The sequence below is a fragment of the Providencia sp. SP181 genome (genome assembly GCF_050446505.1).
Taxonomy (GTDB): Bacteria; Pseudomonadota; Gammaproteobacteria; order Enterobacterales; family Enterobacteriaceae; genus Providencia; species Providencia vermicola.
On record NZ_JBBPXM010000005.1, the window covers coordinates 1 to 22,968 of the forward strand.

20 protein-coding genes and 4 tRNA genes are annotated in these 22,968 nt (G+C 42.5%); 2 read left to right on the plus strand and 22 right to left on the minus strand.

Annotated features, from left to right (window positions below; all coding sequences use genetic code 11):
- Positions 1 to 77: 77 nt before the first annotated feature.
- The 5 genes from rplS to ffh all read right to left on the minus strand — a co-directional run bounded on the left by rplS (position 78) and on the right by ffh (position 3,586).
- Positions 78 to 431 (minus strand): 50S ribosomal protein L19, encoded by a 354-nt coding sequence (rplS, locus tag AABS66_RS09850; protein WP_047757186.1) that lies wholly within the window; start codon positions 429 to 431, stop codon positions 78 to 80.
- 41 nt (positions 432 to 472) lie between these two features.
- Positions 473 to 1,237 carry a tRNA (guanosine(37)-N1)-methyltransferase TrmD gene (gene trmD / locus AABS66_RS09855; RefSeq protein WP_047757187.1) on the minus strand — a complete coding sequence of 255 codons (765 nt, stop codon included), beginning with the start codon at positions 1,235 to 1,237 and terminating at the stop codon, positions 473 to 475.
- A 38-nt stretch (positions 1,238 to 1,275) separates the two neighbouring features.
- Positions 1,276 to 1,821, minus strand: coding sequence for a ribosome maturation factor RimM (gene rimM / locus AABS66_RS09860; RefSeq protein WP_047757188.1), 546 nt, complete (start codon positions 1,819 to 1,821; stop codon positions 1,276 to 1,278).
- An 18-nt stretch (positions 1,822 to 1,839) separates the two neighbouring features.
- Positions 1,840 to 2,088, minus strand: coding sequence for a 30S ribosomal protein S16 (gene rpsP / locus AABS66_RS09865; protein ID WP_004924887.1), 249 nt, complete (start codon positions 2,086 to 2,088; stop codon positions 1,840 to 1,842).
- Between the two features lie 136 nt (positions 2,089 to 2,224).
- Entirely contained in the window at positions 2,225 to 3,586 is a 1,362-nt protein-coding gene (gene ffh / locus AABS66_RS09870) for a signal recognition particle protein (RefSeq protein WP_206084776.1), read from the minus strand.
- 376 nt (positions 3,587 to 3,962) lie between these two features.
- On the opposite strand from ffh, the gene AABS66_RS09875 reads away from it, so the two are divergent.
- Positions 3,963 to 4,754 carry a cytochrome C assembly family protein gene (locus tag AABS66_RS09875; protein WP_206084775.1) on the plus strand — a complete coding sequence of 264 codons (792 nt, stop codon included), beginning with the start codon at positions 3,963 to 3,965 and terminating at the stop codon, positions 4,752 to 4,754.
- Between the two features lie 40 nt (positions 4,755 to 4,794).
- Positions 4,795 to 6,081 (plus strand): CNNM domain-containing protein, encoded by a 1,287-nt coding sequence (locus tag AABS66_RS09880; protein ID WP_206084774.1) that lies wholly within the window; start codon positions 4,795 to 4,797, stop codon positions 6,079 to 6,081.
- Between the two features lie 66 nt (positions 6,082 to 6,147).
- Here AABS66_RS09880 and luxS read toward each other — a convergent pair whose 3' ends face one another.
- The 17 genes from luxS to frsA form a co-directional block, all read right to left on the minus strand.
- Positions 6,148 to 6,663: an S-ribosylhomocysteine lyase gene (gene luxS, locus AABS66_RS09885; RefSeq protein ID WP_206084773.1), complete on the minus strand. Its 516-nt coding sequence runs from the start codon at positions 6,661 to 6,663 to the stop codon at positions 6,148 to 6,150.
- A 154-nt stretch (positions 6,664 to 6,817) separates the two neighbouring features.
- Complete coding sequence (gene gshA / locus AABS66_RS09890; protein ID WP_206084772.1) at positions 6,818 to 8,383, minus strand: glutamate--cysteine ligase; 1,566 nt, start codon at positions 8,381 to 8,383, stop codon at positions 6,818 to 6,820.
- Between the two features lie 186 nt (positions 8,384 to 8,569).
- Positions 8,570 to 8,646: transfer RNA gene (locus AABS66_RS09895), tRNA-Arg, on the minus strand.
- Positions 8,647 to 8,736: 90 nt separating this feature from the next.
- Positions 8,737 to 8,813: transfer RNA gene (locus AABS66_RS09900), tRNA-Arg, on the minus strand.
- Between the two features lie 145 nt (positions 8,814 to 8,958).
- Positions 8,959 to 9,035, minus strand: a tRNA-Arg gene (locus tag AABS66_RS09905).
- Between the two features lie 11 nt (positions 9,036 to 9,046).
- A tRNA-Ser gene (locus AABS66_RS09910) sits at positions 9,047 to 9,139 on the minus strand.
- A 435-nt stretch (positions 9,140 to 9,574) separates the two neighbouring features.
- Complete coding sequence (gene csrA, locus AABS66_RS09915) at positions 9,575 to 9,760, minus strand: carbon storage regulator CsrA (protein WP_004264815.1); 186 nt, start codon at positions 9,758 to 9,760, stop codon at positions 9,575 to 9,577.
- A 231-nt stretch (positions 9,761 to 9,991) separates the two neighbouring features.
- The gene (alaS, locus tag AABS66_RS09920) at positions 9,992 to 12,619 is read right to left on the minus strand and encodes an alanine--tRNA ligase (RefSeq protein WP_430224880.1); all 2,628 of its coding nucleotides are present in this window, start codon (positions 12,617 to 12,619) and stop codon (positions 9,992 to 9,994) included.
- Positions 12,620 to 12,945: 326 nt separating this feature from the next.
- The gene (gene recA / locus AABS66_RS09925; protein ID WP_206084770.1) at positions 12,946 to 14,013 is read right to left on the minus strand and encodes a recombinase RecA; all 1,068 of its coding nucleotides are present in this window, start codon (positions 14,011 to 14,013) and stop codon (positions 12,946 to 12,948) included.
- 104 nt (positions 14,014 to 14,117) lie between these two features.
- Positions 14,118 to 14,621 carry a nicotinamide-nucleotide amidase gene (gene pncC, locus AABS66_RS09930; RefSeq protein ID WP_206084769.1) on the minus strand — a complete coding sequence of 168 codons (504 nt, stop codon included), beginning with the start codon at positions 14,619 to 14,621 and terminating at the stop codon, positions 14,118 to 14,120.
- A 15-nt stretch (positions 14,622 to 14,636) separates the two neighbouring features.
- On the minus strand, positions 14,637 to 15,839 hold the full coding sequence (lplT, locus tag AABS66_RS09935; RefSeq protein WP_430224881.1) for a lysophospholipid transporter LplT: 1,203 nt from the start codon (positions 15,837 to 15,839) through the stop codon (positions 14,637 to 14,639).
- A gap of 1 nt (position 15,840) precedes the next feature.
- On the minus strand, positions 15,841 to 17,988 hold the full coding sequence (gene aas / locus AABS66_RS09940; protein ID WP_206084767.1) for a bifunctional acyl-ACP--phospholipid O-acyltransferase/long-chain-fatty-acid--ACP ligase: 2,148 nt from the start codon (positions 17,986 to 17,988) through the stop codon (positions 15,841 to 15,843).
- A gap of 148 nt (positions 17,989 to 18,136) precedes the next feature.
- Positions 18,137 to 18,634: a shikimate kinase AroL gene (gene aroL, locus AABS66_RS09945; RefSeq protein WP_206084795.1), complete on the minus strand. Its 498-nt coding sequence runs from the start codon at positions 18,632 to 18,634 to the stop codon at positions 18,137 to 18,139.
- 112 nt (positions 18,635 to 18,746) lie between these two features.
- The gene (gene proA / locus AABS66_RS09950; protein WP_430224882.1) at positions 18,747 to 20,000 is read right to left on the minus strand and encodes a glutamate-5-semialdehyde dehydrogenase; all 1,254 of its coding nucleotides are present in this window, start codon (positions 19,998 to 20,000) and stop codon (positions 18,747 to 18,749) included.
- 2 nt (positions 20,001 to 20,002) lie between these two features.
- Positions 20,003 to 21,106 (minus strand): glutamate 5-kinase, encoded by a 1,104-nt coding sequence (proB, locus tag AABS66_RS09955; protein ID WP_206084765.1) that lies wholly within the window; start codon positions 21,104 to 21,106, stop codon positions 20,003 to 20,005.
- A 116-nt stretch (positions 21,107 to 21,222) separates the two neighbouring features.
- A complete protein-coding gene (crl, locus tag AABS66_RS09960) occupies positions 21,223 to 21,624 on the minus strand; it encodes a sigma factor-binding protein Crl (RefSeq protein ID WP_206084764.1) in 402 nt (133 codons plus the stop codon).
- A 71-nt stretch (positions 21,625 to 21,695) separates the two neighbouring features.
- Entirely contained in the window at positions 21,696 to 22,946 is a 1,251-nt protein-coding gene (frsA, locus tag AABS66_RS09965) for an esterase FrsA (RefSeq protein WP_206084763.1), read from the minus strand.
- Positions 22,947 to 22,968 lie beyond the last annotated feature (22 nt).

Consider the following 22,968-nt stretch of genomic DNA (forward strand, 5'->3'; position numbering starts at 1 on the left):
CACAGCACGAAATATGAAGAATAAAAAGGCCCGCACTAAGGCGGGCCTCTTCAACTTTCGGATGTAGCGAAAGCGTATTACTTGGCGTTCAGACGCTCTTTGATACGAGCTGCCTTACCAGAACGCTCACGCAGGTAGTACAGTTTAGCTCTGCGAACAGCACCACGGCGTTTAACAGCAATGCTATCTACGACTGGTGAGTGAGTTTGGAAGACACGCTCAACACCTTCGCCGTTAGAAATTTTACGAACAGTGAATGCAGAGTGCAGACCGCGGTTACGAATAGCGATAACCACGCCCTCGAATGCCTGCAGACGTTTTTTAGAGCCTTCTACGACCCATACCTTAACTTCCACAGTATCACCCTGACGGAATGAAGGTACGTCCTGCTTCATTTGCTCTTGTTCAATTTGTTTAATAATGTTGCTCATAATAACTCTCTTACCCTAGGTAAACTGATATGTTTAGACAATTAATTGTCTGGATTCATTTGTTGCTCAGACTGATATTCACGTTGGAACTCAGTCAGCAACATCCTCTGCTCGTCAGTCAGAGCTAGGCTTTCCAGAAGCTCAGGTCTTCTAAGCCAGGTACGGCCAAGTGATTGTTTCATGCGCCAGCTATCTATTTTAGCGTGATTCCCCGAAAGTAATACATCTGGGACTTGCATGCCATCTAACACTTCAGGGCGGGTATAGTGAGGACAATCTAACAAGCCATCAGCAAAAGAATCTTCTTGAGCTGAAGCTTGATGACCAAGCACCCCTGGTATAAACCGAGATACTGAGTCTATCAACACCATTGCAGGGAGTTCCCCACCACTGAGAACGTAATCGCCGATTGACCATTCTTCGTCAACTTCGGTTTGAATGATACGCTCATCAATGCCTTCATAGCGGCCACAAACAAGTATTAATTTCTCATTGGTTGCCAGCTCGCAAACACCGTCTTGACTTAGCTTGCGCCCTTGCGGTGAAAGATAAATAACCTTTGCACCCTCACCAGCCTCAGTTCTTGCTGCGTTGATTGCATCCTTAAGCGGTTGCACCATCATCAGCATGCCTGGACCACCTCCGTAGGGGCGGTCATCAACAGTTTTGTGCCGATCGTGAGTAAAATCCCGCGGATTCCAGCACTCAAATGTGAGTAGGCCATTTTTCACTGCCCGACCAGTTACCCCGTACTCGGTTATTGCGCGGAACATTTCGGGAAACAGGCTAATTACACCAATCCACATGATATCGTCCCACTTATCAAAACCGTTCAACCGGAGATTTAAAAACCAGGATCCCAATCCACTTCAATGAGTTTAGCATCGAGATCGACTTTCTTGATAACCTGCCCATCAAGAAACGGAACCAACCGCTCCTTGATGCCAAATGCATCTTTTAAATTCGCCTTAATGACCAGTACATCATTCGAACCAGTCTCCATCATGTCAGTGATGGTACCAAGGTCATAGCCTTGTAACGTCACTACGTGGCAGCCCATCAGGTCTTTCCAGTAGTATTCGTTTTCTAACTCAGGAAGTTGGGTTGAATCAACCGCAATTTCAAAGTTAGTCAAAAGCGCAGCTGCATCACGGTCATCGACCCCATTCAGCTTGACGATGATATCCTTGTTATGATGTTTCCAGTCTTCAATTTCAATGTGTTGCCATTGACCTGAACGTTGGATAAACCAAGGCTGATACTCAAAAATACTTTCAGCATGTTCGGTGGACGAAAAAACTTTGAGCCAACCACGAATACCGTATGCCGCACCTAATTTCCCCAATACGATTGGGTTTTCAGGTGGCTGTAGTTTAGTTTGCTTGCTCATTGTTACCACCGCGACAGATTAAGCTGCTTTCTTAGCTTGTTTGACCAGTTGTGCAACACGGTCAGAAATAGTTGCGCCTAAGCCAACCCAATGCTCAACACGGTCCAAGTCTAAACGCAGTTCTTCTGCTTGACCTGAAGCGATCGGGTTGAAGAAACCGATACGCTCAATGAAACGACCGTCACGCGCATTGCGGCTATCGGTTACAACGATTTGGTAGAACGGACGTTTTTTAGCGCCGCCACGAGATAAACGAATTGTTACCATAACATCCTCATTAGTTAACAAAACAACCAGACTCCATCGAGGGATAGAGTCCGGCTGTCATATAAAAAGCCCGAAAAGTTTACTCACTTTGACGCAAAAATCAATCAAAAGTGCGTTTTGTTTGAGGCTTTATTGCTTAACGCCCCGGAAAACCCGGAGGCATCATACCCTTCATGCCGCGCATCATCTTGGCTAAGCCACCTTTTTTCATTTTCTTCATCATGCGTTGCATATCATCAAATTGTTTTAAAAGACGGTTAACTTCTTGCACGGTCGTTCCCGAACCTGCCGCGATACGGCGTTTACGAGAACCTTTAATAATCTCTGGTTTTTCGCGCTCTTTGCGCGTCATGGAATTAATCATCGCTTCCATACGAACCGTGATTTTATCATCCATTTGGGATTTAACAGCATCTGGTAACTGGGACATTCCAGGCATTTTGCTCATCATGCTCGCCATGCCCCCCATGTTACGCATTTGTTTTAATTGACTTAAAAAGTCATTTAAATCAAAACCATCACCCGTTTTTAGTTTTTTCGCTAATTTTTCTGCTTCATCACGGTCAACTTTGTGCTCAATCTCTTCAATCAGAGAAATCACATCACCCATTCCAAGGATACGGGATGCAACACGTTCTGGGTGGAACGGTTCTAAGGCATCCGTTTTTTCACCGACCCCTAAGAATTTAATTGGCTTACCTGTAATTGCACGAATCGACAGCGCAGCACCACCACGCGCATCACCATCAACTTTGGTTAATACAACCCCAGTCAGTGGTAAGGCTTCATTAAACGCTTTTGCGGTGTTCGCTGCATCCTGCCCCGTCATCGCATCGACGACGAACAAGGTTTCCACAGGCTTAATAATACGATGGACTTCTTGGATTTCTTCCATCATTGCTTCATCAACGTGTAAGCGACCTGCGGTATCCACCAATAATACATCGTAGAATTGAAGTTGAGCGTGCTTTAACGCTTTTTGCACGATAGCCGCGGGTTTTTCTTGCACATCTGATGGAAAAAAATCAATACCAACAGATTCAGCTAAGGTTTCAAGCTGTTTGATCGCCGCTGGGCGATAGACGTCAGCAGAGACCACTAAAACTTTTTTCTTTTGCTTTTCTTTTAAGTGTTTACCTAGTTTCGCAACGCTGGTTGTTTTACCCGCACCTTGTAAACCCGCCATTAAGACAACCGCAGGCGGCTGAGCCGACAAGTTGAGTTGATGGTTTTCTTCCCCCATCGCTCGAGTCAGTTCATTTTGAACAATTTTGATGAACTCTTGGCCTGGTGTTAAGCTTTTATTTACATCTTGACCAACGGCACTTTCTTTGACTTTCTGGATAAATTCACGGACAACTGGCAACGCTACGTCGGCTTCCAGCAATGCCATGCGAACTTCACGTAATGTATCTTTAATATTGTCATCAGTGAGACGTCCACGTCCGCTGATATTGCGCAACGTGCGCGAGAGTCTGTCGCTTAAATTATCAAACATATGTCTTAGCTCAATTCTGTTGATGGGCCGATGTTTAGCCTAATCTGGTTGCTAATACACCTAATTTCAAGTGTTTTAGTGTCAACAAGTTGAATTATAAGTAGCAAACCTTCAATCAAATGAAGGAAAAAGCACGATAAAAAATATTTTCCCGATTGTACCACATCCGCTATTTTTTCGCTGCCCTCTGTTTGAAACAGATTATACAAGCTATGATAGCGTTAGTTTCATTGTTATCTGTACAACCCTATAGGTACATGAAATGCTATCTATCGTGAATATACCGCTATTGGCTCGGCCAATAGTTGGAGCCTGCTCCCGTACACGTTATACTATAAAATAACTTTCCACTAAAAATGAATATCGACACTATACTATGCCAGTATTTGCAGTCATAGCAGTTTGTACATACATGATTAGCCTACTGCTGATCGTCCCAGGCCAAGTGCGTAAACAACCCCTTTATCGCCGTTTGGCGATACTACTTGCGATTGTTGCATTAGTGACGCACGCCATCACACTAAAATTACTCATTTTTAGTGAGGCCGAAGGGCAGAATCTCACCCTATTAAACCTTGGTTCAGCGGTGAGTTTACTGATGTGCTTAATTATGACGGTTGTCGCCTATTGGGGAAAAGCGTGGTATTTAACTCCGATAGTGTACAGTTTCGCTATCATTAATTTAATGCTTTCTACCATTATGCCTGGTGAGTTTATTACTCACCTAGAAGCCAGCGTGCCTCTATTTGTACATATTGGCTTGGCCTTATTAAGCTATGCCACGCTACTCATTGCTGCCTTGTATGCATTTCAAGTTGCGTTAATTGATCACCAACTCAAAAATAAAACCTTAAAATTTAGCCCTGATATGCCGCCAATGATGGTGGTAGAGCGTAAAATGTTTCACATCACCCAAGTGGGTGTCATTTTACTAACTCTGACTTTATGTACAGGGTTTATTTATATGGATAATATCTTTGATAAAGAAAATATCCATAAATCTGTGCTATCAGTGATTGCTTGGTTTGTCTACATTACTTTACTTTGGGGCCATTTCCACGGCGGCTGGCGCGGAAAACGTGTTTTATTCTTCCATGTTGCTGGCTCAATCATTTTAACGATGGCTTTTTTTGGTAACCGTCTACTCCAACAGTTTATGGTACCTTGAGTTTTTCTAACCTTTCCATATTGTAATAAGGAACCTTGTTTTGGATGATGTGTCTACCAGTACGCTAATCATCATACTGATTGTTTTAATTTTTATGTCAGCCTACTTCTCTGCCTCAGAGACGGGGATGATGACATTGAATCGCTATCGTTTAAAACACTTGGCAAAACAAGGTAATCGTTCGGCAATTCGAGTCGAAAAACTGCTAAAACACCCTGACAAACTGCTCAGTCTTGTCCTGATTGGCAATAACTTAATTAATATCGTCGCCTCAGCCTTAGCCACCATCATTGGTATTCGCTTATATGGTAACGCGGGTGTCGCGATGGCAACTGGGATCTTAACGTTTGTGATCCTTATTTTTGCGGAAGTGATGCCAAAAACATTAGCTGCGCTCTATCCAGAAAGAATCGCCTTCCCCAGTAGCTACTTTCTCAAGCCATTGCAAATCATTATGATGCCTGTGGTATGGACCTTTAATACTATTTCCTCACTACTTTTGCGTTGTTTAGGCATTCGCTCCTTAACGGCTCGCACAGATGCGGTAAACAAAGAAGAGCTGCGTACTATTGTCAATGAATCAAAGCATAAAATTAGCCGCCGCAATCAAGACATGCTGATTTCAATACTGGATTTAGACAAAGTGACGGTGGGTGACATCATGCTGCCAAGAAATGAAATTGTAGGCATTGATGTTAATGATGATTGGAAGTCAATTATAAGACAACTTACACATTCCCCCCACGGTCGAATTGTGCTTTATCGCGATTCTCTCGATGATTCGATAGGGATTTTGCGTGTCCGAGAAGCTTATCGATTGATGATGGAAAAACGAGAATTCAATAAACAGAACCTGATAAAAGCCTCAGATAACATTTATTTCATCCCAAATAGTACACCACTAAATGTTCAGCTCATTAATTTCCAACACAAAAAAGAAAAGTTAGGGATTATTGTGGATGAGTATGGCGAAATTCAAGGACTTATCACAGTAGAGGATATATTAGAAGAAATTGTTGGTGATTTTACCACATCGATGTCACCGTCTTTAGCAGAAGAGGTTCTACCTCAAAGTGATGGTAGCGTCCTGGTGGACGGCACTGCTAATATCCGTGACCTAAATAAGGCTTTTGATTGGAATTTGCCTGTAGACGGCCCTAGGACGGTTAACGGCATGGTGTTAGAGGTCATTGGAGATATTCCGCAGCTTGAAGAGCAAATCGTGGTGGGTCATTACATGATTGAAGTGTTAGCGATGAATGAAAATACCATCAAGCAAGTGAGGATCACACCGCTCACTTTTAGCTCGCAAGTCCCCGACTTATAAACTTTTCACCAAAAATAAAGCGCCAACATGTTTAAGGCGCTTTGTTCATAAGAGCACACCAAGAGATTAAACGTGAAGCTGTTCCAGCTTATCTGCAGGTAATGCTAAATCGTCATTTTTATTGATACCAATATTTGAGGACAACACATTACGTGCGATTTGCTGAGCTTCTTCCAGTGAATGCATTTTATAAGTACCACACTGATATACGTTCAACTCAGGGATTTTATTTTGGTCTTTGACGTTTAAAACATCTTCCATTGCGGCTTTCCATGCATCAGCAACACGCTGCTCAGCAGGCTGACCAATCAAGCTCATATAAAACCCTGTACGACAGCCCATCGGGGAGATATCGATAATTTCGACACCGTTACCGTTAAGGTGGTCACGCATAAAACCTGCAAACAAGTGTTCTAATGTGTGAGTCCCTTTTTCCGTCATCGCTTCTTCATTTGGCACGGTAAAACGCAAATCAAAAACAGTGATGGTATCACCACTTGGCGTTTTCATCGTTTTTGCCACACGAACAGCGGGCGCTGCCATGCGAGTATGATCGACAGTAAAGCTATCTAATAATGGCATTTCGTGACCTCCTCAAAAATTAAAAATATATTTTTAAAATAAATGAAACTATTTTGAAAATGCGGAGTCTTAATTAATGAAAGACGCGCAATTTGTTATCATCCCTAATTCTCTAAGAGATTTTTATTTGGCCACCTTGAGTGGCCACTTTCTTTTAGCGTCCTGCGTGAATGCGTAGATAGTCTTCAAAGGATTCAGTTTCGCTCTGTTCCATCGCCGCTTGTTTCTCAATAGAAGCTAACCTTGCTTGTTCAAACTGTTCTTCCGTGATCACTTCATACGGCTCATTGATTAACTGTTCAAAATATTTTTCAGCTAATTCTAATCCATAACCACCGATGCCTTTTTCTAACATCTCATCCATAACTAACGCAGAGTATGTTAGGGTTGGGTCTTCAAACATCGCAACAAACTGATGGCAAACATCTTGATATTTCGCGTCACAACAAGTGTCGAGCACTTCAGCGACACGAATCAAATCATTAAATAACTGCTGGCCAACTTCCACTAAAGGTTTCACTTCGCTACCACAACCAAAACCAATCACTTGGCCAGGTTTGCGCCCTTCGAGGATCACTCGGTTCCAGTTTTGACGACAACAATCAAGTTCCTGAGCATTCATTTCTGGCGCATCAGCAAGCACGCACCATATTAAGAATAGATCAACAAAACGCGCTTGGGTTTCATTTACACCAATCGCACTGAACGGGTTGATGTCTAAAGAGCGCACTTCAATGTATTCGATGCCCCCACGCAATAACGCATCAGAAGGCGACTCAGTGCCTTTAGGGACGCGTTTAGGTCTTATTGGGGCATAGAGTTCATTTTCAATTTGCAACACGTTAGAGTTAAGCTGAACGTATTTACCATCTTTTTTCACACCTAGCTTTTCAAACTCAGCGGAAGGCTTATGAATGGCTTTTTTCAAATTTTCAACGTATTCACCCAGCTTATTAAATGTAATATTCAAATCGCTTTGTGATTTATTGGTATAACCAAGGTCGCTCATGCGTAAAGATGTCGCATAAGGTAAATAGTAAGTTCCACATTCTGTTTTATCGAATGTTAGCGTGGTATCTCTGTCTTTTAAGAAAGAGCCACAAATGGCAGGAGATGCACCGAATAAATATGGGATCACCCAGCCAAAGCGATAGTAGTTTCTGATCAAGCGTAAATAGCCATCAGAAATTTTTTCTTTACCGCTTTCACTTTCAGGATCGTCAACACCAGCCCATGCCTGCCAAAACTCAGTTGGCAAAGAAAAGTTATAATGCACCCCTGCTATCGTCTGCATCAATGCGCCATAACGATTTTTAAGGCCTTCACGGTACAGGGTTTTAAAGCGCCCGACGTTAGAAGTACCATATTGAGCAAGAGTGATTTTATCTTCACTTTCGATAAAGCACGGCATACTGAGTGGCCACATTCTTTCATCTTGAAGGTGACGTGCAGTATAGCGATGTAAATCCCTGAGAAAAGCCAAGTTATGGCTAATGCTTTTATCTACAGGAGTAATAAATTCGAGTAAGGACTCCGCAAAATCTGTCGTGATCCATTTATGTGTTAAAGCTTGTCCCAGCCCTTCAGGGTGCAACGTTTCTGCAATTGAGCCTGTAGGCGTCACACGCAATGTTTCGCGCTCAATACCACGTTGAATACCATTTAGTGTTTCTGGGTGCGCCTCTAACCATGAGAGCGCTTTCGATACGTCCGGGATCAAATCGACCTCCCGCCTGTGATGTTAATTTATTTTATTAAGGCAATTACTTTAGCTTAAATCACATAAATTGTCGCTGTCTAGATGTGTGGTTTAGGAGGGATTAAAACAAAAGATGCATCGGAAATGTTATTTAATTGACTTTTCAGGCAAAAAAAAACTCCTCAAATTGAGGAGTCTTTCTTATGATGGTGCATCCGGGAGGATTCGAACCTCCGACCGCTCGGTTCGTAGCCGAGTACTCTATCCAGCTGAGCTACGGATGCAAAATTCTGTCGACAAATATCGATTAATTCAATAACTGAGAATGTCTACACTAAATGGATTATTGATACGCTAACTAATTAGCTAAGAGATGGTGCATCCGGGAGGATTCGAACCTCCGACCGCTCGGTTCGTAGCCGAGTACTCTATCCAGCTGAGCTACGGATGCATAGTTACTGCAAGACGTGCTTCTCTCTCAAACTTCTTATCAACATCTACTTCTGTAAATCAGTTTCTTCGTTACTACACTATTTTGATTGCTTACTAAGTAGAACCAAAATAAAACCCAACTAGGTTTCCCTGTAGGGTTAATATGGTGCATCCGGGAGGATTCGAACCTCCGACCGCTCGGTTCGTAGCCGAGTACTCTATCCAGCTGAGCTACGGATGCATAATCTAAAATGGCGGTGAGGGAGGGATTCGAACCCTCGATGCAGCTTTTGACCGCATACTCCCTTAGCAGGGGAGCGCCTTCAGCCTCTCGGCCACCTCACCATATTTTAGTTACACACGATTTGTTTTTTCAAACATCTCGTCTCTGTGTGGCGCACATATTACTTTCCTAGACTTAGAAGTCAAACAATTTTTCCAAACTTTTTGCATTCCGCAGTCTGTTTGCACATTTCACAAGCAAGATGCTTAGTTTAACACCGAAAAAGAACTTTTTCAGCCCTTAAATAACTTACTTTATGAATAAAAATGAGAGAGATAAAATTGCTTTTGAACCAAAAAATTATTTGCTCGCTACCATGATACGGCGCAATTATAAACAAAGATGAAAAGGTGTTTGTTTACAATGCCTCATCACGCTCAACAAAATAAGTGAGTGAAGCAAATAAAACGAAGTTTGAGAACGTAAAATTTTTTAAAACGCAGTAAGACAAGCGCCCATTCTTGCTGTGTGATCAATCATTGGACGCTTATTCATTATTATTGATTATCTGGTTGAGTCTTTTCGGCCTGGATCCGTTGATAAATTTCTTCACGGTGAACAGAAACTTCTTTTGGGGCATTAACACCAATACGAACTTGGTTGCCTTTAACACCCAATACAGTAACTGTTACCTCATCGCCTATCATGAGTGTTTCACCAACTCGACGAGTCAGAATAAGCATTCTTTGCTCCTTGAAATATTAAAAGAGTCGGGTCTCTAGGTATCCCCCGCTATTGTCCATCACACACCGTGAAAACGTAAAGTAATGACATGCACCTAAAGCATTGATGCCATCAAGGCAATCATTCTAATTATTTACAAGCAAAATATAGCACTACAAGTAATACATTAACAATGCCGCAACAGATTTAAAGTTGCCTTATATTCCTACAAGGCAACTTTTGGTAAGTACCTACAGTCGTGATTCAACCCACTCTTCAACACTAGCCATTGCAGCAGGTAATGCACTTACATCAGTGCCGCCTGCCTGTGCCATGTCAGGCCGCCCACCACCTTTACCACCTACTTGTTGTGCAACATAAGAGATCAAGTCACCTGCTTTAACTTTAGCAGTCAAATCATTAGTCACACCAACGATCATACTGACTTTATCACCACTTGTTGTTGAAAGCACGATAATCGCTGATTTCAACTGATTTTTCAGATCATCAACCATAGTTCTCAATAGCTTAGGATCAGTATCGCTTAATTGGTTCACTAACAATTTGACGCCTTTCACATCTTTTGCTTTGCTACTTAGTGAAGCACTTTCTTGAGAAGCTTGTTGATCTTTTAGTTGCAAAATCTCTTTTTCTAGCTGACGAGATTTGTCTAACGTAGATTTCACTTTCTCAACGAGACTATTAATATCACCTTTTAATAGGTGAGCGATTGCCGAAAGCTGTTCTGATTGATGGTGAACACTTTCAATCGCCATTACACCTGTTGTTGCTTCAATACGGCGAACACCCGCAGCTGTTCCTGATTCACTCAGAATACGGAACAGGCCAATATCACCAGTACGTTTTGCGTGTGTACCACCGCACAATTCAATAGAAAAATCGCCCATACTCAATACGCGAACACGTTCTTCGTATTTTTCACCGAATAATGCCATAGCCCCTTTCGCTTTCGCCCCCTCTAAATCCATCAACTCAGTTTCAATTTCTGAATTTTGGCGAATTTGAGCATTTACAATGTCTTCAACTTGGCGGAGTTGCGCTTGGGTCATAGCTTCAAAATGTGAGAAGTCAAAACGCAGGTACTTGTCATTAACAAGTGAACCTTTTTGAGATACATGTTCGCCAAGTACTTGACGTAACGCAGCATGTAATAAGTGCGTTGCAGAGTGATTCAAACGAATAGCATTACGCCTTGCGCTATCAACCACAGCGGTAATACGATGGTTAACAACTAATGAGCCTGATTCGACTTTACCGATATGCCCAATTGCTTGACCATATTTTTGTGTGTCTGTCACATTGAAGCGAGCATTGTCATTATTTAAGAAACCAATGTCCCCAACCTGACCACCTGATTCGGCATAAAATGCGGTTTTATCAAGAATAACTAAGCCTTCTTCACCTACATTTAAGCTATCAACAGGCTGACCATCTTTATATAATGCGGTGATGGTCGCTTGTTGCTCATCATATTGGTAACCTGAGAATTCGCTGTGCTTATCAACTTTGATTAATGAGTTATAGTCAGCGCCAAAACCACTCGATTCTCTTGCACGACGACGCTGGTCTTCCATCGCACGCTCAAAACCGTCTTCATCCACTTTGATATTGCGCTCACGGCACACATCAGCGGTTAAGTCGATTGGGAAACCGTAAGTATCATAGAGGCGGAATGCAGCCTCACCATCCAGGGTATCCCCTTTTAAAGATGCCAGTTCTTCATCTAATAATTGCAAGCCACGCTCTAAAGTACGTGCAAATTGCTCTTCTTCTGTCTTCAGAACTTTTTCAACCATGGCTTGTTGATGTTGAAGTTCTTCAGCAGCCGAGCCCATCACTTTGATCAATGGAGCAACTAATTTGTAGAAAAACGTTTCTTTAGCACCGAGCATGTAACCATGACGAACGGCACGACGAATAATACGACGCAGAACATAGCCACGACCTTCGTTTGATGGAATAACACCATCACTAACAAGGAAAGCACAAGAACGAATATGGTCAGCAATAACACGCAGTGATTTATTTTCCAGATCGGTAGCACCTGTCGCTTTCGCTGCCGCTGCAATTAATTCACGGAAAATATCAATGTCATAGTTTGAATTGACGTGTTGCAGTACCGCAGAGATACGCTCTAAGCCCATTCCTGTATCGACAGAAGGTTTCGGCAATGGTTCCATGGTACCGTCTGATTGACGGTTAAACTGCATGAAGACAAGGTTCCAGATTTCAATATATCGGTCACCGTCTTCTTCTGGGCTTCCTGGAGGGCCACCCCAGATATGATCGCCATGATCATAGAAAATTTCAGTACAAGGGCCGCAAGGACCGGTATCACCCATCTGCCAGAAGTTATCTGAAGCATAAGGTGCGCCTTTGTTATCACCGATACGGATAATGCGCTCTGCTGGAACACCAATTTCTTTATTCCAAATATCATAGGCTTCATCATCTGTTGCATAAACAGTGACCCACAATCTTTCTTTTGGCAGGTTAAACCATGCTTCACTTGTCAGTAATTCCCAAGCAAAGCGAATTGCATCGTGCTTAAAGTAGTCACCAAAGCTGAAGTTACCTAACATTTCAAAGAATGTGTGGTGACGAGCTGTATAACCTACATTTTCTAAGTCGTTATGTTTACCACCTGCACGCACACAGCGTTGTGCAGTTGTCGCTCGGGAATATGCTCTTTTATCCAGGCCAAGAAATACATCTTTGAACTGGTTCATCCCTGCGTTTGTGAACAATAGTGTCGGGTCATTGTTAGGCACTAGCGAACTGCTGGTGACCACCTGATGACCTTTTGTATGAAAAAAGTCGAGAAACGCTTGGCGGATCTCAGCGGTGCTTTTACTCATATTTATCCCGATATCAAGCTGGAAACAGAATTATGAATTGTTGAGATGGAGTGTAACATCACCTCTAATCAACTCTCCGATTAAAAAGTGACTGATAAGATAAAGTCTCTTTGCATAGAAGTAAAATTATAGCTACATCCATTCGTGGCTTTCATTGTAAAGCGTCTAGATATTTTCTGAAAGTATGTTTATACCTCTGGCCAGCGTATTTTTCCACAGAAAAACTGTTGAATAAACTATTATTACGATTGGAAAAAATAAAAAAGGCGCTACTCAATAAGAGCGGCGCCTATAATCTAATGATTAATCAAGTCACTAGCTAATAATTAAAATTCTTCTGGTGTTTCTTCTTCATCAGAATCACTGATAAAGTCTGTTGCAGCACTGCTAAACTCACCAGTATGATTGAGTAACATTTCTCGCAGTTTTGTGTCAATTTCTTGCGCAACTTCAGGATGTTCTTTTAAATAAGTCGTTGAGTTAGCTTTACCTTGACCAATTTTATCGCCGTTATAGCTATACCAAGCACCCGCTTTTTCAATTAGCTTGTGTTTAACACCCAGGTCAATTAGTTCACCAAAGGTATTAATCCCTTCACCGTAAAGAATTTGAAATTCCGCTTGTTTAAATGGCGCCGCAACTTTATTTTTCACCACTTTAACGCGAGTTTCACTACCGACAATTTCCTCACCATTTTTCACCGCGCCAATACGACGGATATCTAAACGAACAGATGCGTAGAATTTCAGTGCATTACCACCCGTTGTTGTTTCTGGGTTGCCGAACATTACACCAATTTTCATACGAATTTGGTTGATGAAGATCAGAAGCGTATTTGAGGTTTTTAAGTTACCTGCTAATTTACGCATTGCTTGGCTCATCATACGTGCAGCAAGCCCCATGTGAGAATCACCAATCTCACCTTCTATTTCCGCTTTAGGGGTTAATGCAGCAACGGAGTCAACGATAATAACGTCAACAGCACCTGACCGAGTCAGAGCATCACAGATTTCGAGCGCTTGTTCACCAGTGTCTGGCTGAGAACACAGTAAGTTATCGATATCAACGCCGAGTTTCTTCGCGTAGATAGGGTCAAGTGCGTGCTCGGCATCGATAAATGCACAGGTTTTACCACTGCGTTGTGCAGCAGCGATGACTTGTAAGGTTAGGGTGGTTTTACCTGAAGATTCTGGACCGTAGATTTCAACAATACGACCTAATGGCAGGCCACCAGCACCTAATGCAACGTCAAGAGATAAAGAACCCGTTGAAATGGTTTCAACATCCATTGAACGGTCTTCACCAAGACGCATAATGGAACCTTTACCAAATTGCTTTTCAATTTGACCCAGTGCCGCAGCCAGTGCTTTTTGTTTGTTTTCATCAATAGCCATGTTTACTCCCTAAGTGCAATGGCCTTGCCACTGCGAATAAAACGATTGAATTTGATTTGTTGGAACTAATTATACTGTATAATCATACAGTATCAAGGAAATTTTTAATTTAACAGACTCAAAAGCGTTTCTAGAGCATAACCTGTTGATTGAAAACGAATTTGATTTCTATCACCTTGAAATACACGATGCCTAGCGATAACCAACACCGCACCATCTACCTGTTTTTGGGCAAAACCAAACCATACAGTTCCAACGGGTTTGTCTATACTACCGCCACCAGGGCCTGCAATACCACTGACTGAAATCGCAAAATCGGCTGTTGCTTCTTTCAGTGCCCCTGATGCCATTTCTTCTACCACTTGCTGGCTAACAGCGCCAAATTGTTGCAAAGATGCGTCAGTCACACCAATCATTTGATGTTTAGCTTCGTTACTATAAGTGACAAAGCCACGCTGGAAGTAATCCGAACTTCCAGCAATATCGGTCAGCACCTTTGCAATCCAGCCCCCCGTGCAAGACTCTGCAGTAGTGACTGTTTTACCTTGCGCTTTCAGTTTTTGCCCAATCTGAATACTTAATGTTTCGAGTCGCGTCTCATCTACCATTATGTAATCCGCCTTTTACATCTTTTTTTTACGAGCGCGATCCCAGATCCATAAGCCTGCAATCGCAATCGTAAATACGGCACCAAAACCAATACCTGCATTCACCACAGATAAGCCGCCCTTAATTGCCAATGAATATAAGCCTAGCATAATCAGCATCGCGCTGTTTTCGCCTAAGTTCTGTACTGCAATGGCATTTCCTGCACCAACGGTTTCCTTTCCTTTATCTTGTAGTAAAGCATTTAGGGGCACAACAAATAACCCACCAAATACCCCTAAAGTAATCAAGATAAAGTAGGATGGAATAATATTAGTTTGCAAGGAAAGTAACACCACCATCACACCAATAATAACCCCTGCTGGAATACAGCGGTAAACTGTTTTCAAGGTAATAAATTTAGCCGCAAGCCCTGCCCCTGCAACAATCCCCACAGCAACCATCGCATTTAAGATAGTTGGTGTTGTGTTATCTTGTAAACCTAAAGCTACAGGAATCCAAGCAACTAATAAAAAACGTAATGTGACCCCAGCGCCCCAGAACAGGCTGGTTCCAACTAGCGAAAAACGGCTTTCCTGATTTGCCCATAAAATACGGCATGCTTGAAAAAAATCTGTGACCAGTAATTTGAGATCCCAGCCTTTTCCTGGCCTTGCCGCCACAAGATGTGGAATAAAGACGTTAGCAATAACCGCCAGTGCATATAAAATCGCACATGTCCCTAACGCTAATAAGAGATTGATATCGGAAAGCATTCCCCCAACAACAGAACCCACTAAGATTGCCGCAATTGTCGAGGCTTCCATCACACCATTGGCTTTAACAAGGTTATCTCCCCCTGTTAATTCGCCTAAGATACCGTATTTAGCAGGTGAATAAGATGCGGCACCAATCCCCACTAATCCATAACAAAGGAACGGATTTAACCCAAAGCAAATCCCTAGCGCTCCAATAAATTTAAAAATATTGGAGAACAACATCACGCGCCCTTTGGAGAATCTATCGGCAATTTGCCCAACAAATGGGGCTAAAACGATGTAAGTAAACACAAACACCATTTGTAAAATAGGGTGACTCCATTCTGGATAAAATTCAGCTTTGAGTTGCGCTAATATAGCAAATAACAGTGCGTTATCCGCAAATGCAGAGAGAAACTGAGACGCTAAAACGGCCTTCATTCCTCGGCTCATCAACGGTAAATTCGAGGTACTTTCTTGCATATTAGGCATCCTTTAAGGCCATTTGTTTCAGTGTGACAAAATCCGTTTTTCCGCTACCTAGCACAGGTAACTCTTTCACAAAACGAATATCACGGGGAACCGCAAGCTCAGTTAATCCTCTGCTTTTCGCCGCCGCCGATAACGCACTTCTATCTAACTCTTTATCGGTAGTAAACAACACTAGCGCCTCACCTTTGCTACTATCTGGTTTTGTCACTACGCCATGATTTGCATTTGGCGACAAAGCGGCAACCATCTGTTCAATGCTTTCAAGGGAAACCATTTCCCCTGCCAGTTTCGCAAAACGTTTCACACGGCCTTTGATAGTGCAGAAGTTTTTATTATCCAACTCAACAATATCCCCTGTATCGTACCAGCCTTCTTCTACCTCGCCCTGTGCGTTTTCAGCCCTTGGCGTTTCAAGCACGCCTGGCGCTTCAACACGTAAGTACCCTTTCATGATATTAGGGCCTTTAAGTTGCAGTTTACCGCCATTTTCGATACCAGAGATGGGGATAATACGCGCTTCCATTTCAGGTAAAATTTGCCCTACCGTGCCTTCTTTTGCCGCCATTGGAACATTGATAGAGACAATTGGTGCACATTCGGTCACGCCATAACCTTCGAGGATACGAATACCGAATTTTTCAAACCAAATTTTCTTCGTTTTATCTGAAAGCTTTTCAGCGCCTGCAACGACATAACGTAAACGAGCAAAATCATATTGGTGAGCAAAACGGGCGTAATTCCCTAAGAATGTTGATGTACCGAACAAGACTGTACAGTTTTTGTCATACACTAGTTCAGGAATGATGCGGTAATGTAATGGGCTTGGGTACAGGAAAACGCGACTGCCCGAAAATAGAGGAATAAATAAACCAACGGTTAAACCAAATGCGTGGAACAATGGCAAGGATGACATAAAACGATCCCGCGGCGTAAAGTCAGCGATGGTTTTAATTTGCTCAACGTTTGCCATCAAACTGGCATGGCTATGCACCACACCTTTTGGTGTCCCCTCAGAACCAGAGGTAAATAAGACAATGGCTTCATCCGATGCTTTTCGCGGAATAATGGCTTTATGTGGATTGAATAAGTGCTTAACAATCCATAGCTTATCCTGCCAAGTCACTGTATCTTTTAAATCTTCAAGGTAAATCCAATTAGCTTCAGGAACTTGCTCTGGAATATGGGTGAGATTCCCTTTTTCAAGAAATTGTCGCGAAGTGAACACCACTTTAGCTGCTGAAGCTTTAAGTGCATTACTAATCCCATGACTACCCGCAGTGTAATTTAACATCGCAGGGACACGACCTCTCATCAATGCCCCAAAAATTGCGGCTGCCGTCACTGTTGCATTCGGTAGCAAAAGACCAACACGCTCATTTTCATGGGTATAACGCTCAATAATACGCCCTACCCCTAGCGTTTTCTTCAGCAATGTTTGGTACGAGTCTTCTTTAAATGCAATGTCTTCAATACAAGGTGTGCGGCGACCAAAACGTTGAACACTGCCGATAAACTCTTCAACCAGCGTCACTTGTGGCAAACAAGCCATACGTGCAGACTTCATGATTTGATACAGATGTTCGCCCGCGAGTGCACGGCGCTCAACCGATTTTGGCGCTTCTGGCATCGGAATAGTTTGCGCAGGTAAAATGTGCAAGGTAATTTTTGGGAACCATTTTAACGGAATAATTCCTTTTAAGCGCCCAAAGTGACTGCGTTCTGCTCCTTCAATACGAATAGGGACAATTTTTGCTGCAGATTTAGCGGCAACAAACGCAGCGCCCTCATAGATTTTCATTAAAGAGCCATGCACCGAAATTCGCCCTTCAGGGAAGATAACGATCGGGCGCCCTTTTTCTACCTCTTTAACGAGGTGGCGAATACCCAATGGATTGGCAGGGTCAAGAGGGACAATATCAACATAAGGCTTAAGGCGCTTCACCATTTTAGGTGTTGCAAAGGTTGAGTAAACGGCAAATACAGGTTTTACAGGGAGAAAAAGCGCGATCAAAACACCATCTAAAAAAGAGACGTGGTTGGGTGTAATCAAGCATTTATCTTGATCAAACTCTTTCGCATCACCAATAACTTCAACACGAAATAAAAATGTAAGGATGGCTTTGATTATTTTCACCAACATAATGAATCCCTATATTATGATTATATTTTTGTATGCTACCAAAATATTGTTATGCCGTAATAACACTTATCTTACTGACCAATATGCTCTCCACTAGGGGTATAATCCGAAAACACCCGATATGGAAAAGCCGCTTTCTATAATGAGTTTAAGATAAATCATTAAGTTGCGCGATAATTTCGTCAATAGGTTGGGTCGCATCAATAATATAATGAGCAGTCGCGCGGTAAATAGGCTCCCGTTGCTGCATAACCTCTGCAATTTCTTCTACTAAAGATTTACCCGTTAGGCTTGGCCGTTGATCTGCTTGGGGCTCTGCGGCAAGGCGTTTAGCCAAAATTTCAGGCTTGGCATTTAAATAGATCACCGTCCCATTGTCTCGCATCACTTTTTGGTTTTCGTCAGCAAGGATTATCCCTCCCCCTGTAGAAATAATCACATCATCTTGTGCAATTGATTTTAAAATTTCACTTTCTAGCTGTCGAAAATAATCCCAACCATGCTGCTCAACAATTTCTGCAATACTTTTACCTGCTTTTTCAAGTATTAACTTGTCTGTATCAACAAATTGGTAGCCTTTAGATTCGGCAAATAATTTCCCAATTGTTGTTTTACCTGAACCTCTTGGACCGATAATGTAAAACATTAATTTCCATCCCATCATCATGAATACTAATAAAATGTTGCCAAACATGGCAAACCATAAAAAAGAAAGCCACACTTCACTTGTGTGGCTTTCTCATTTTGTATATCAACTTCTATGGGCGATTTAAAAAATCGCCATAACCAATCCACTTATAGGTTGTTAATGCATCCAGCCCCATAGGGCCCCGTGAATGTAATTTTTGCGTACTCACCGCAACTTCAGCGCCTAAACCAAACTGCCCACCGTCCGTAAAGCGTGTGCTCGCATTCACGTAAACTGCTGCTGAATCAACACACTGTACAAAATAATCCGCTTGGCTGATCGATTCTGTCAAAATAGCGTCTGAGTGTGCGGTACCATAATGGCGAATGTGGTCGATAGCCGCATCCACATCGGTAACAATTTCCACATTTAAGTCCAGCGACAACCACTCATCAACTAAGTTTTCAGGTTTAACATCAACCACTTTTGCTGGGCCTTGTTGTAAGAATGGCATCGCTTGTACGCTAGCATGTAAAGTGACTTGCTGCTCTGCCATTTTCTCACTGAGTAATGGCAAGAATTCAGCGGCAATATTTTTGTGAACGAGCAATGTTTCAAGTGAGTTACAGGCACTTGGGCGCTGTACTTTTGCATTAATAATGACATTGATGGCTTTATCAAAATTGACAGACTCATCAACAAAAGTATGGCACACACCAATTCCGCCTGTGATCACAGGAATAGTTGATTGTTCGCGGCATAACTTATGTAACCCTGCACCACCGCGAGGGATTAGCATGTCGACGTAACGATCCAATTTCAGTAATTGCGCCACGAGTTCTCGATCAGGGTTATTAATCGCTTGCACCGCCTCTGCTGGCAACCCACTATTTTTTAAGGCTTTTTGGATCACACTGACAACTGCCAGATTTGTATTATGGGTTTCTTTCCCACCACGCATAATCGCCGCATTGCCTGTTTTTAGGCACAAAGAAGCCACATCGACAGTGACATTAGGACGCGCTTCGTAGATAACGCCAACCACACCCAATGGAACACGACGACGCTGCAAATTTAAACCACTATCTAGCTTGCTGCCATCAATCACTTGGCCTACTGGGTCTGCAAGTTGGCATACTTTTCGGACATCATCAGCGATATTTTTTAAGCGCTCTGGTGTTAATAACAAGCGGTCTTGCAGCGCTTCAGTCATGCCACTCGCTCTTGCTTGTTCCATGTCTTTTTTGTTTGCAGCCAAAATTATTGCACTTTCTTGCTCTAATAAATCCGCAATTTGCAGTAATGCTGCATTTTTTTGTTTGGTGCTTAACTGAGCTAATTGCCATGATGCAGCCCTTGCTGCTTTGCCCATTGTTTCTAACATAATTAACTCACTATCATATCATCGCGATGAACAGCCACAGAGCCGTGCTCATAGCCAAGTATCTTGTTTATATCTTGAGAATGTTGACCTGCAATCATTCTGAGTGCGTCACTGTTATAATGGGTGACGCCATGAGCAAGGTCTTTCCCCGCCATATTGCGGATGCGGATCACTGCGCCACGAGAGAAATCCCCCTCGATTTTCTTAATACCTTTTGGCAATAATGAGCTACCTTTTTCCATAATCGCCAGTTGAGCACCGTCATCAATGTACACATCACCCGCCGCTGGTGCACCAAAAATCCAGCGTTTACGGTTTTCCATGGGGTTTTTCTGCCCGTAAAAACGGGTTCCCACTGGAATATTTTCAATGACTGCATTAATGACATCAGGCTTATTGCCCGCCGCAATCACCACATCAATACCCGCACGGCCTGCAACATCCGCAGCTTGCAACTTAGTGGCCATTCCACCCGTTCCTAAGCCACTTACGCTACCACCCGCCATTTCCCTGAGTTCATCATTAATACCATACACTTCAGGGATCAATTTTGCATCTGGGTTACTACGAGGATCCGCGTCATACAGCCCCTCAATATCTGTCAGTAATAACAATTTATCTGCATCGCCGAGAATTGCAGCGAGGGCAGATAAGTTATCATTATCGCCCACTTTTATTTCCGCAGTTGCAACCGCATCATTTTCATTGATAACAGGAATGATTCCATTATCAAGCAACGCTTGTAAGGTGTCCCTCGCATTTAAAAAACGTTCTCTGTCTTCTAAATCCGCACGAGTTAGCAACATTTGTCCGATATGGATACCATAAATAGAGAATAACCTTTCCCATAACTGAATAAGGCGACTTTGACCAACCGCCGCGAGCAACTGCTTAGATGCAATGGTCGCTGGCAGTTCGGGGTAATTTAAGTGCTCGCGACCTGCGGCAATTGCCCCAGATGTCACGATAATAATACGGTGCCCTTTTTCATATTGCTGCGCGCATTGTCTGACCAACTCAACAATATGAGCTTGATTTAAACGACGCGAGCCCCCTGTAAGTACACTGGTACCTAACTTAACGACCAGCGTCTGGCTATTTTTCATCATTTTTCTGCCATTAGGATTAATAAAACAAAAAGTAGGTATCATTTTTATCAGGAGAAGCGCGTTATGCCAACAGGCATAACGCAAAATTCAACAAAAGTTGGTTTAAAACAAATTTATGCGCTTAATTCCAATTTTAATTCTAACATTAGCGGTGAAGGAAAGAGGCTTAATTCAAGGTCAGATAATTGCTTAGTGAGGTTTTGGTGAAAAGAGACCAAATTCTTTTCGACAGCTTCCGTGGTTGCATTGTCTTTTAATGCTTTAACCTGCCAACTGCCATGCCCATTGTACAGCCCTAAATGGTAAGTAAATTCAAAACCTGCATCAGTTGCAATTAACTTTAACCACCATCCCCAAAATTCACGTTTTTCAGGTGCTATGTTGGCATTCACACACACAACCAAGCTATCAAATATGTAACAACCATTTAAGCATTGTTTTTCTCTTAAATACGGACCTATCGCTGCAAATTTCTTTAAATATTTTCCATTTGTGTAATCAGTCGGTAAAGCCATGTTAAGGATCTCCTTCTTGGGAAGATCCCTTTTTAACAAATGGGAAAAAATAAGCAAGTTATTAAATTATTTTAAAGTATTTTTGTTTTCAACCAAGACGTTGTTTCACTTAGTGCTTTCTCAAAGTTGGCGAATACGGGATGACTTGGTAACATAATAGCGTCCGCATCGATAGAAGAGCGTTTAATTAGCTCCGCTTCCGCCTTCGGGCTATAAATATCATCTTTTAAACTGACCGCCAACATAGGAACTTTGCTTCTCCTACCCAAAAGCCCCTGATTTTTAAGAGAATAACAACTAAGTTCATGACGCAACGCGGAGCCATCAACTTGGTAAATTCCCAGACGACTGGCGAACACATCCAAAACCATCCGAGGAATATCTCGTTGATATTTCTCTTCGTGCAATAAACTGTGCACAATTGGACCTATCACAGCGACCGCTTTAATTTTCTCGGGACACATATAAGCTAACCTTAATGCTATGTTTGCACCAAAGCGCATTCCTACGATGCCAAAGCGCGTATGGTCAATCCATGCTATATCATCGATTTGGCGAACAATTTGCTCATGTAATGTGCTGGTTTCTTGGGTTAACTTGTATTTGACCGAATAACCAATGGATGGCATATCCAGTGTTAACATCGCTATCCCTAATGGTTCAAGATAATCACGAAAATAGCGACAGAAATCAATCTGTAAGCTATCTAGCATACCGCAAATCATCACCGTTGGATAAGGGCCTTGCCCATGAGATGGGATATGCAAAAAACCGTAAACTTCTTTACCGCCATCCACTTTAAAAGGAATTTTCTTTAAACGATATTCGGAGAACTTTGCGGCGCTATCATAGGCTTTGTTAGCCAGTAGAATCGCTTGATCCGCCAGCTCATCACCTTTGATAAACGGATAGGCTGCAATACTGTATAAATTTGCTGAACGCAGCCATGCATTACCTGCATCAATACCTTGTTCGAACTCTAAGGCTTTTTGTTGCCAATGCATCGCTTGTTGAGACCATTCAAAACACCAATTACCTGAACGATTACCGATGACGGTATCTAGTTGACGCTCATTACTACGTTGCGCATTAGAAATCGCAATACGACTAAGCACGTCTTCAATTTCTAATGCATCTATTCCGCGCCAAATCCACATCAAGCGGTTAATCATGCGATACCATCCCGTATGATGTGAACCACTCAGCACACTGTGCTCTTTGATTTGAGGCAGCGTTTGGGCGGAATAAGAAACCAGTGTCGATGTTTCAATCTGTCTGACTTTAGGCTTAAAGAGTTTTTCGGATAAATTTTGTTGAGTCATCCCAATTACCTGTATACCGTCG